The sequence below is a fragment of the Aquabacterium sp. UBA2148 genome (assembly GCF_002328915.1).
GTDB classification, from domain to species: Bacteria; Pseudomonadota; Gammaproteobacteria; order Burkholderiales; family Burkholderiaceae_C; genus Aquabacterium; species Aquabacterium parvum.
In genome coordinates, this window is sequence record NZ_DCXA01000099.1 from 5,576 (window position 1) to 6,485 (window position 910).

1 protein-coding gene is annotated in these 910 nt (G+C 67.3%); it reads left to right on the forward strand.

Translation table 11 applies throughout. From position 1 onward, the window contains the following. The coding region (locus B2W70_RS05365; protein WP_286743622.1) for a hypothetical protein at positions 1-845 on the forward strand (845 nt) is incomplete at its 5' end. Positions 846-910: the final 65 nt, after the last annotated feature.

Here is a 910-nt window from a genome sequence, read left to right on the forward strand (position 1 = left end):
CCTGGAACACCGACATCAGCGGCGCCCCGGTCGACCCCAATTCCACCAACCTGATCAACAGCATCGGTGCCGACAAAGGCTTGTACCGCGACTTCGGCTCGGGCACCTGGGACGGCGCTCCCATCGGCATCCCGTACATGGTGGTCAGCGGCACGCAAGCCAAGGTGACGATCGAGTACAACCCCGATGCCTACGGGGATGAAAGCGATGCAGGGCCCTTCCCCATGCCGCTGAACGCGCCCATCGAAGGCGCGCCCAACACCGATGGCGACCGCCACGTGCTGGTCATCGACAAGGACAACAACCGGCTGTATGAAATCGGCCGGGCTTTTCCGCAAAGCAACCGGTGGGTGGCCGACGCCGGCGCCATCTTCCACCTCAACAGCAACGACGTGCGGCCCACGGCGCAAACAGGCTGGACCAGCGCCGACGCCGCCGGCCTGCCGATCTTCCCGGGGCTGGTGCGTTACGACGAGGCCTCAAAGGGTGCGGGCGGCATCCGCCACGCCTTGCGTTTCACGGCCGCGCGCACGCGCCGGGCGTTCGTGCCACCGGCCACGCACTACGCGTCGTCCAACACCGATGCCAACCTGCCGCCCATGGGCATGCGGGTGCGCCTGAAGGCCGACTTCGTGATCCCCTCGACCTTCAGCAACGAAGCCAAGGCCATCCTGACGGCGCTCAAGACCTACGGCATGTTCTTGGCCGACAACGGCTCGGACTGGTTCATGAGCGGTGCCCCGGACAGCCGCTGGGACAACGACCGCCTGCGCACAGAACTGGCGTCGGTCAAGGGCCGGGACCTCGAGGTGGTGAAAATGACCGGGATGGTCACCCAGGTCTGACCCGCTGCGCGCCGACGGGCCCGGGCTCAAGGCCGGTTCGTGGCGCGAGGGATGGGGCCCCACCC